Genomic DNA, 7909 nt, shown 5'->3' with positions numbered 1-7909 from the left:
CCCAAGTTTCCCGTGCCGGACAGGCACTTCCGTGCATTACAGGCCCGTGTCAACCCCCGAACCATGAAACGGCGAGGCTAGCCGGGGCCGGCGGCGCGCTTCATGCGCCCATGTCCACGGCATTGACCTTGACCGGCCGGAGCGTCACGACCACCCGCGTCTGGCCGGGGCCGTCCATCTCACGCAGGTCGGAGTGGTACTTCGCACCCACCCGATCGGCGAAGGTGTAGTCCGGGTCGGGGCTGAGCTCGGCGTCAGCGCGCATCTCGAGGTAGCGGTAGGGGTTGGCCACGTCCAGGACGAAGAAGGTGCAGGAGGGCTGGCGCTCCAGGTTCTTCGTCTTCTGCCGGGCCGTGTTCAGCGAGAGCCGCACCGTCTCGTCCTCGGCGAGAAACCACAGCGCGGACAACTGCGGTCGCCCGTCCGGCCCCACGGTCGCCAGGGTCGCCACCTCGGCGTCCAGCAGGTAGCGATGTGAATCGGGGATCGAGGTCATGTGCACTCCTTGGGGGCTCGAACGGCGCGTCCGACGGCGCCGGTCACCACTGCATTGTCCTCCACCGCCGGAGGTGCCGCTCACGCGTTCGAGCTCGCGGCACCGGAGCGCCCGTGCAGCACGCCGGCCAGGACGAGCACGAGGACACCGGCGAAGGGGACGACGAGGAGTCCCACCCGGAGCGAGGTGGCGTCGGCGACGAGACCGACGAGAGGCGGCGACAACAGGAAGCCGAGCCGCATGAGCCACGAGACGAGGGTCAGCCCGGTGCCGGGTCGCAACCCGGGCAGTTCATCGGCCTCGTGCATGGCGGCCGGCACCAGCGTGGCCACGCCGAGACCGGCCGCGGCGAAGCCGGCAATCGTGCCGGCGACCGTCGGCCACGCCAGCGCCAGGCCCATCCCCGCCGCCACGAGGGCCCCTCCCGTGCGGGCGACGGCGCGCTGGCCGAAGCGGTCCACCAGCCGGTCTCCCAGGACCCGTCCGACGAACTGCGCGGCCACCAGCGCGATGTACCCGGTCGCGGCGAGCGCGGCGGGCGCCTGCAGCGAGCCGTGGAGGTAGACCGCGGCCCAGGAGCTGCCGGCGTCCTCCACCAGGGTGCCGCCGATGGCGATCAGGACGAGAGCGGTCACGATGACGGCGATCCGGGGGCTCACCTTCGGGCGCAACCGGCTTCGGCTCCCACCGCCCTCGGCGGAGGGCTCCGCCGAGGAATCGGCGTCGTGGCGCGGCAGGCAGAACCGCAGCGCCACCAGCGCCACCCCCGAGAAGAGGGCTGCGGACACACCGAGGTGGACACCGATCGGGACGCCCAACGCGATCGCCCCAGCGGCCATCGCGCCGCCGAGGACCGCGCCGCCGGACCACACCGCGTGGAAGGAGTTGATGATCGAACGACCGTAGCGACGCTGGACCCGCAGGCCGTGCGCGTTCTGGGCAACGTCGGTGCAGGCGTCCGTGGCGCCACCGAGGAACAGCGCGACACCGAGCCACCAGACCGAGGGTGAGAGCCCCGCGACCAGGACGGCCAGACCGGTGAGGATGGTGCCGGTGACGGCAACCTGCGCCGAGCCGATTCGCCGGATCACCACTCCGGCGGCCAGCCCCGCCACGATCGCACCCGCCGGAAAGGCCGCCACGGCCAGGCCGTAGGTCGCGTTGTCCAGCCCCAGTGCCGCCTTGATCTGCGGATAGCGCGGCAGGAGGTTGGCGAACAGCGCGCCGTTGGTCAGAAACAGGGCCGCGACCGCGACCCGCGCCCGCCGGTCACCGGGGTCGGCGGCCGCCCGGGAACGTGCCTCCACCGCCATGCCTCACCTTCCTGTCATCGCCCGGCTTCCTTGCGGGGGCTGCCCGGGGGCTGCGGGTCGGTTCGGTGACCACACGTCATACCAACGCCAACAGGACCACCGCCCGATCGGGAGGTGGCCCTGACTGGTGGACCTCCGTAGAGAGTTTGAGAACCCCTGCCCACACCTGAAAACCTTGTCTTTGCGCAGGTCACGGGGCTTCTACAACCAGGACCAGCGCTCCTCCGAGCCTACCGTTTCCGATTCCAGGGGTCGAGTAGTGCGATCACTTGGGATGGCTCAAACCCTGCTGCGCCCCGAGCAGGTCGACGATCTGGTGGCGCAGTACCGCAGGGGCGCGACGCTCGTGGAGCTGGCATCCGTGTTCGGAGTGAACCGCCGCACGGTCGCCACCCACCTCACCCGGCGAGAGGTGACGATCCGCCGTGGACGGTTCGATCCCTCCCGCATCCACGAAGCAGCCGACCTCTACCTCAGCGGGTTGACGCTGGTAGAGGTCGGCGTGAAGGTTGGGGCGGGGCCTCAGGCTGTCCGACGAGCGCTCGCTTCGCACGGCGTCGTGATCCGGCCTGGCGGGCGCTGTGGTTCTCGCATCACGGCATCCACGGCCGTGGGCGGTTGAGCCTAGACACGAAGGGCTGGCTCACGCAGGCCCGCCTCGACGCGCGAGTCGTGGCGCAGGTGACGACGGACCGCAGCCTCGCGCAGGCGCGCACGGATGAGCAGAGCGACGCTCACGGGTCCCATGATGATGAACTTGAGCGCGTTCCAGCATGCCCACAGCACGATGAGGTGGAGCCAGCCTGGGCCGCCGTCGGCTGCCGAGCCAGAGCAGATGCTTGCGATCAGGATGTACGGAAGCGCGACCAGCATCGCGGGTATCCCCCACTTGAGTCCGCGACGTGTGCGGATGGCAGCGAGCAGTCGGTTGCTCGGCATGTAGCGGTGCAGATAGTCGCGAGTGCGAACGCTGAGCGTCCAGATAAGGCGGAACATGACGGACCTCTCGTCACACGTGTTACTCCGTCGAGGAGGCAGAACGTGTGTGAGCGCCCGAAGGCCGTCCCGGAGGACCCGCAATATGAGGAGAACCTGCCTCACCATCCACTGTACGCCGGGGGCGGCGTTCACGGAACCCTTCGGCCCCTGCGTCGCCGCGCGCACCTCTCTGTAGGAGTGAGAGGAGCCGACGATGACGATCTTGAGCCAGGTAGTCCAGGACGAGCGCACGGCGCGGATGGCGCTGTCGATGCTCGTCGAACCGGACGATGCCGTGACCGGTCGCCTCCTAGGTGAGCTCGGTGCGCTTGAGCTGCTTCGGCTCGCCGGGTGTGAAGACGCTGTGCCGGGACTCAGTACCGTTGACGCTCAGGTGTGGCGTGCCCAGTTCCAGCGCTCAGATGCTCGGACACTTGAACAGAACCTCGTCGGAGCCGAGCGCGCCGATATCGGCACGCTGATTCCCGGCGACAAAGAATGGCCTTCCGCGCTCGACGATCTTGGGGACCGGCGGCCGTACGTCCTCTGGACTCGTGGCACGACATCGTTCCTCGCACGACCGCTCAACGATCTCGTCACGATCACCGGCGCGAGGGCCTCGACCTCCTACGGCGAGCATGTGGCCGGGCAGCTTGCCTCCGACCTCGCCAGCGCTGAGCGGATCATCGTGGCCGGCGGTGCGTACGGCATCGAAGGTGCTGCTCATCGAGCGGCCCTCGCGTCAGGCGGCGACACGATCACGGTCGTGGCGAACGGCGTTGATCGCCCCTACCCGATAGGTCACCGTGAACTGCTTGAGCGGGTGGCTGACCTCGGCCTCATGGTCAGCGAGGTTCCACCTGGCGCAGTGCCGACGCGCCACCGCTTCATTGCTCGGGCGCGGGTTATGGCTGTACTCTCCGCAGCGACCCTCGTGGTTGAGGCCGGCGCTCGCTCTGGATCGATGACCGTCGCCCGCCGCGCGCACGAACTTGGCCGCACTGTCGGAGCTGTTCCCGGCCCGGTGACCAGCGCAACGAGTGTTGGGCCGAATCGTCTGATCCGCGACAGAATCGCTTCCCTGGTCGCGGACAGCTCGGACCTGGCTGGCTTGGCGAACCCCGGTAGGACGCCGCAAGTAGAGCTCGGCCGGGAGCACGACGGCCCGACCGCGTCGGCAACACGCACGCTGTGAGTGTGCCGGTCGGCGCGGGGTTCCTGCCGCTGAACTACTCGGTATTTCCGACAGCAGGCGAAGGCAGACTCGTATCCTCCGCTTCGGCCAACACGAAGTGGTGCCTGGGCCCGGAGGGTGCGTGCGGCAGCGCGACGAGGTGTGTCCCGGAGACTGTGGATGGCAGCTGTTGCAAGTGGAGGCCGATCATGTTGACGAGCGTCGCAGCGACGGCTGCCAGGTCTGCGGCTGAACCGTGGAAGGTGGGCACGGAGCACCCTCTCGTTGGTATCAGTTCGTCCCCCTCGGCCACCTCACGCCAGAGCGGATGGTAGAGCTCCAGCTCACCGTCGGCGAGTACCGCGCGACCCGCGCATGCGTCGATCCCTGATGGCGTCAGAGTCGAGTCAGGTGCGCTGATGTTGGCGATGCCGAGGGTGCCGGAATTGGCGTCCGTCGCGATCTGGGCAATGAGGGCTTTGCGCTCGACGCCGACAAGTGTGTCGAGGTACGTGGTCACGCTGTGGCTTACGGTCGCATCGATGATGAGATCGGCCGCGAGGAGATCGGCGAGGTCTGGCACGCTCCCCTCGGCGATGGAGATGGTGAGGTCGTCGCGGAGCGAGCGCAGCCGTGTCGCGAGGGCATCGGCTTTCGTCTGTCCGATGTCGGCTTCGGTGTAGTTCTGTCGTACGAGGAGTCCGCCGGTGATGACTCCTGGGTCGCAGACGGTGATACCCGTGGCCCCGGCACGTGCGATGAACTCGGCCGCCCATGATCCCAGCCCGCCGCACCCCCAGATGTGAACAGTCTTTCCCTGGTAGCCGTTGACGGGTCGGCGTTCGTCGCGCCGCGTCGTGACTGCTTGTCGTTCGTCGGACATGTTGCACCATTCAATGGGGATTTCGGCGTTGATGCTCGTGGGATCAAGGTTGATCGCGGTGCCGTGCTTGTTAGCGATGCGTCGCAGTGCATCGGCGGTCGTTGCGTGGAGGCGCCCGCCGAGCAGGTGATGTGGGCCGCCTGCGGGATGGGGAACGGCGAGGACGAAGTACTGCTCCTCGCCGTCGGGGTTTCGGAGAGCACTGGCGAGAAGGGAGGTGATGAATGCCGGAGATTGAGCCGCTACTCGTGGGGGCTGGCCCGCGGCCTGGTCGAGATACGGATCATCCAGGAGCGCAAGGAACAACGCGAAAGTCGAGGCCGCGCCGAAGGGCATGTCGCTTGCGAGGGTGAAGACGGGCGTGCGGTGTCCATCGCCTCCGGTCGAGTAGGTGAGATCGTACCGTTGCGTCGAGTGGGCGATGAGCTGAGCGATCTGCCGTGGCTTGGTTGGGCCAGGCTCGCGGACGACGATGGTAGGGGTGTCATCCGCGTGGTGGAGCACGCCGCCGACCGCGTGATACATCGCGGTCGCGGGGTCAAACTTTCCGCCTGCGGCGTCGGTGAGCCAGCCCCACAGACGATTTAGGAACCCAGCCATTCCTTCCGACGGACGCCACTCGCGCGAAGGATCGAGGTAGATGCAGAGCCGTTGCCCCTGGAGAACATGTGGGAAGCCGAGGAAGCGTAGGTGGTCAACCTCGACGCTCGGCGGAACGAACATCGATGGTCGAATCTGGAGGATGAACTCTTCGTAGTTCTCAAGCACGAGACCTGTGCAACTTCGCAGGATGCTGGCGGTGTTGAGCCTGACCCGGACGGTGGCATGACTCTCTGCGTCGAGCTTGGGTTGCTGGACGATTCGCAGGTCGTGGGGCGTGGCTTTGGCGAGCGCCCTCAGTTCGTCAACGAGCTGCTTCTGCCATGCCGACAGCGTGCCCTGATTTCGACGGCTCATCCCGCGCGGCCAGACCGCCCCACGGTAGTAGCCGGTACCGGCGCTGCGGGGAACTTGGTGCTGCTCGACGAGGTGGCCGGGGCCTTGAACCCATCGCCGAAAATGCCCTGCCACAACTCAACGCTGCGGTCCTTGTTCTCCTCGTCGTACGCCTCCTTGATCTCGGCCGCATGGGCGTGGATGCGATCCCGGAAGTAGCTGTAGGTTGACTGCTCCCACCGGTGGTCGAACGTGACTCCGGAACCGGACGGGTCCGGGATCGAGGGCTTGGTCGGGCGGTCTTGGAGCCAGCTGTCGAGGTCGTTGACGAGGTGTAGGAGCGCGGTCGGAACGTCGCTGTAGTAGTTCGGGTTCAGCAGCTTACGCAGTTCGGTGACCTGCTCGCCGAGCAGGGTGGTGAGGAGGATCGACCGTGTTCCTGTGAAGGAGTTCTTGTGGTCGCGCAGGTACTTCATCAACCGGATGACCTTGCGAAGGTTGCCGTTGGCGAGCGTGTCCTTGGTCTTCATCCAGTCGGTGAAGCCCTGGGGGTTGGTCGGCTCCCAGTCGTTGTCGTCGCGGTTTACAATCACCTCGCGCCCGTCTGCGAGGGTCAGGTGCGGCACGATGTCGAGGTGCATCGAGTTCGCGTAGACAAGTCGGACGCAGCGGCACTTGCGTGAGTGCGGCATGTTGCCGTAGGTGCTGTGGCGGTGCAGGGCCGCGTAGACCTCCTCGATGTACTTCTTCGGATCGTCGGACCAGTCCGGGTTCTCGCTCATGTTGAGCATGAAGTCTGCGTCGAACTCGTTGTCGCCGACGGGGTTGATGATCGTCTTGTGTGCCCAGGAGCCCTGCGGCGTCTTGCCAAGGATGAGCGGGCCGATCTGCTCGTCGGCTTTCAACGCCTTGTAGACCGACTCGACGCGTGAGTCGAGCAGGTCCAGCTTTACCTGGCCTAGGTTGACGGTGTCCTTGAGCAGGACGTTGAAGTGGTCGGTGAGCTTCATCGGGAGACCTCCGTGGTAGGCATACTCGTCGGGTCACCGCGATGTGGGTCTCCGATCAGCGGTGTGTATTCGGCTGCGCGATGGGTCGCGAACTTCTCGGTGTAGAGGGGGCTGAGTTCGCGGCTGGCGGATGCGGCAAGCCCGGCGAGGTCGCTCGGGTCTGCCGAGTCGAGTGCGTACAGATCGCCGGGGACGCGGGCATCGAACCTGGTGTAGGCATCCTTGCCGATCAGATGTTCAGCGATGCCTTGTCCACCGCGGCTTCCGGCGTTGAGGATGAGTGGAGCGATTGGCTTCGCCCAGTTCAGCAGTCCGCCGCGGTCGAGGCGCTTGGGGTGGTTCGTGAGCTGGTCGATGGTGCCAACGTTGAGCACCTTGATCGAGCTCAGTGGCTGATTGAGCATGCTTACGGCTTCAGCAATCGCGACAACGGATGGATTGTTCGCCCATACACCACCGTCGATGAGTCGGTGCCCGTCCACGCGAGCGGCCGGGAAGTAGAGCGGCGCTGCTGAGGTCGCCATCGCGATGTCCACCATCGGGATGCGCCAGTCTCGTGCGAGCCGCGTGTTGTGTGGTGTCTTGAAGATGTGCACACTACCCCGTTGCACGTCCCACGCTGGGATGACCAATCGCTTGGTGCTATTGCCGAGTATCCGTCCTCCGAGCACGTTCGTGAGCGCGGTTCGGAGTGCACCGTCATCGTAGATGGGAGCGGTCAGCTGGCGCGGACGCCGCCACAGCCGACGCCTCGCGGCCGGGAACACAGTGTTGACAAGCTCCTCGTAGTGCTCAACGATCTGGGCAGGTGTGAGCCCGGCGCCCAGCGCCAGCGCGACGATCCCGCCAGCCGAGGTCCCGGCGATCAAGTCGAAAGACTCGCTGATGCTGACGCCAAGGTCCTGCTCCAACCTTGCGAGCACATGAGCGGTAAAGAGGGCCTTGGCGCCGCCGCCGTCCAGTGCCAGTATCTGGAACGGTTCTGAACCCATCGCAGGTAGCTGACCGGTCACCCCGGCGCTGTCCAGTTGTGCGCCCACCTCAAGCTGACCACCGGGCACGTTGCCTCCGGCGTCGGGCGGATTTGCGGGAACTACAACCATGTAACTATTCTACGCC

At 66.4% G+C, this 7909-nt stretch carries 8 protein-coding genes; 2 read left to right on the top strand and 6 right to left on the bottom strand.

What is annotated here, in order from left to right:
- Positions 1 to 100: 100 nt before the first annotated feature.
- Positions 101 to 496: a PPOX class F420-dependent oxidoreductase gene (locus FCN22_RS19370; RefSeq protein WP_137123210.1), complete on the bottom strand. Its 396-nt coding sequence runs from the start codon at positions 494 to 496 to the stop codon at positions 101 to 103.
- Between the two features lie 80 nt (positions 497 to 576).
- A complete protein-coding gene (locus tag FCN22_RS19365; protein ID WP_137123209.1) occupies positions 577 to 1809 on the bottom strand; it encodes an MFS transporter in 1233 nt (410 codons plus the stop codon).
- A 274-nt stretch (positions 1810 to 2083) separates the two neighbouring features.
- On the opposite strand from FCN22_RS19365, the gene FCN22_RS19360 reads away from it, so the two are divergent.
- The gene (locus FCN22_RS19360; protein ID WP_238384858.1) at positions 2084 to 2431 is read left to right on the top strand and encodes a hypothetical protein; all 348 of its coding nucleotides are present in this window, start codon (positions 2084 to 2086) and stop codon (positions 2429 to 2431) included.
- A gap of 2 nt (positions 2432 to 2433) precedes the next feature.
- On the opposite strand, the gene FCN22_RS19355 is transcribed toward FCN22_RS19360, so the two are convergent.
- Entirely contained in the window at positions 2434 to 2805 is a 372-nt protein-coding gene (locus tag FCN22_RS19355; protein WP_137123207.1) for a sulfate permease, read from the bottom strand.
- A gap of 196 nt (positions 2806 to 3001) precedes the next feature.
- Here FCN22_RS19355 and FCN22_RS19350 point away from each other — a divergent pair, with 196 nt between their 5' ends.
- Entirely contained in the window at positions 3002 to 3982 is a 981-nt protein-coding gene (locus tag FCN22_RS19350) for a DNA-processing protein DprA (RefSeq protein WP_137123206.1), read from the top strand.
- A 34-nt stretch (positions 3983 to 4016) separates the two neighbouring features.
- On the opposite strand, the gene FCN22_RS19345 is transcribed toward FCN22_RS19350, so the two are convergent.
- The 3 genes from FCN22_RS19345 to FCN22_RS19335 are packed head-to-tail and all read right to left on the bottom strand — an operon-like array spanning position 4017 to position 7893.
- A complete protein-coding gene (locus tag FCN22_RS19345; RefSeq protein ID WP_137123205.1) occupies positions 4017 to 5801 on the bottom strand; it encodes a ThiF family adenylyltransferase in 1785 nt (594 codons plus the stop codon).
- Positions 5798 to 6790: an SMODS domain-containing nucleotidyltransferase gene (locus tag FCN22_RS19340; RefSeq protein WP_137123204.1), complete on the bottom strand. Its 993-nt coding sequence runs from the start codon at positions 6788 to 6790 to the stop codon at positions 5798 to 5800. Before FCN22_RS19340 ends, FCN22_RS19345 begins: the two co-directional genes overlap by 4 nt.
- Positions 6787 to 7893: a CBASS cGAMP-activated phospholipase gene (locus FCN22_RS19335; protein ID WP_137123203.1), complete on the bottom strand. Its 1107-nt coding sequence runs from the start codon at positions 7891 to 7893 to the stop codon at positions 6787 to 6789. The genes FCN22_RS19340 and FCN22_RS19335 overlap by 4 nt, the downstream gene beginning before the upstream one ends.
- Positions 7894 to 7909: the final 16 nt, after the last annotated feature.

It is taken from the genome of Segeticoccus rhizosphaerae, assembly GCF_005222685.1.
Classification (GTDB): domain Bacteria; phylum Actinomycetota; class Actinomycetes; order Actinomycetales; family Dermatophilaceae; genus Segeticoccus; species Segeticoccus rhizosphaerae.
The sequence above is the reverse complement of the archived record's forward strand: the minus strand, read 5'-3'. Positions and strand labels throughout refer to the sequence as shown.

Excerpts from the sequence above, each read along its gene's own strand:
- FCN22_RS19360 (WP_238384858.1), top strand. The coding sequence starts at position 2,084 with ATGGCTCAAACCCTGCTGCGCCCCGAGCAGGTCGACGATCTGGTGGCG.
- FCN22_RS19335 (WP_137123203.1), bottom strand. The coding sequence starts at position 7,893 with ATGGTTGTAGTTCCCGCAAATCCGCCCGACGCCGGAGGCAACGTGCCC.
- FCN22_RS19345 (WP_137123205.1), bottom strand. The coding sequence starts at position 5,801 with ATGAGCCGTCGAAATCAGGGCACGCTGTCGGCATGGCAGAAGCAGCTC.
- FCN22_RS19365 (WP_137123209.1), bottom strand. The coding sequence starts at position 1,809 with ATGGCGGTGGAGGCACGTTCCCGGGCGGCCGCCGACCCCGGTGACCGG.
- FCN22_RS19355 (WP_137123207.1), bottom strand. The coding sequence starts at position 2,805 with ATGTTCCGCCTTATCTGGACGCTCAGCGTTCGCACTCGCGACTATCTG.
- FCN22_RS19340 (WP_137123204.1), bottom strand. The coding sequence starts at position 6,790 with ATGAAGCTCACCGACCACTTCAACGTCCTGCTCAAGGACACCGTCAAC.
- FCN22_RS19350 (WP_137123206.1), top strand. The coding sequence starts at position 3,002 with ATGACGATCTTGAGCCAGGTAGTCCAGGACGAGCGCACGGCGCGGATG.
- FCN22_RS19370 (WP_137123210.1), bottom strand. The coding sequence starts at position 496 with ATGACCTCGATCCCCGATTCACATCGCTACCTGCTGGACGCCGAGGTG.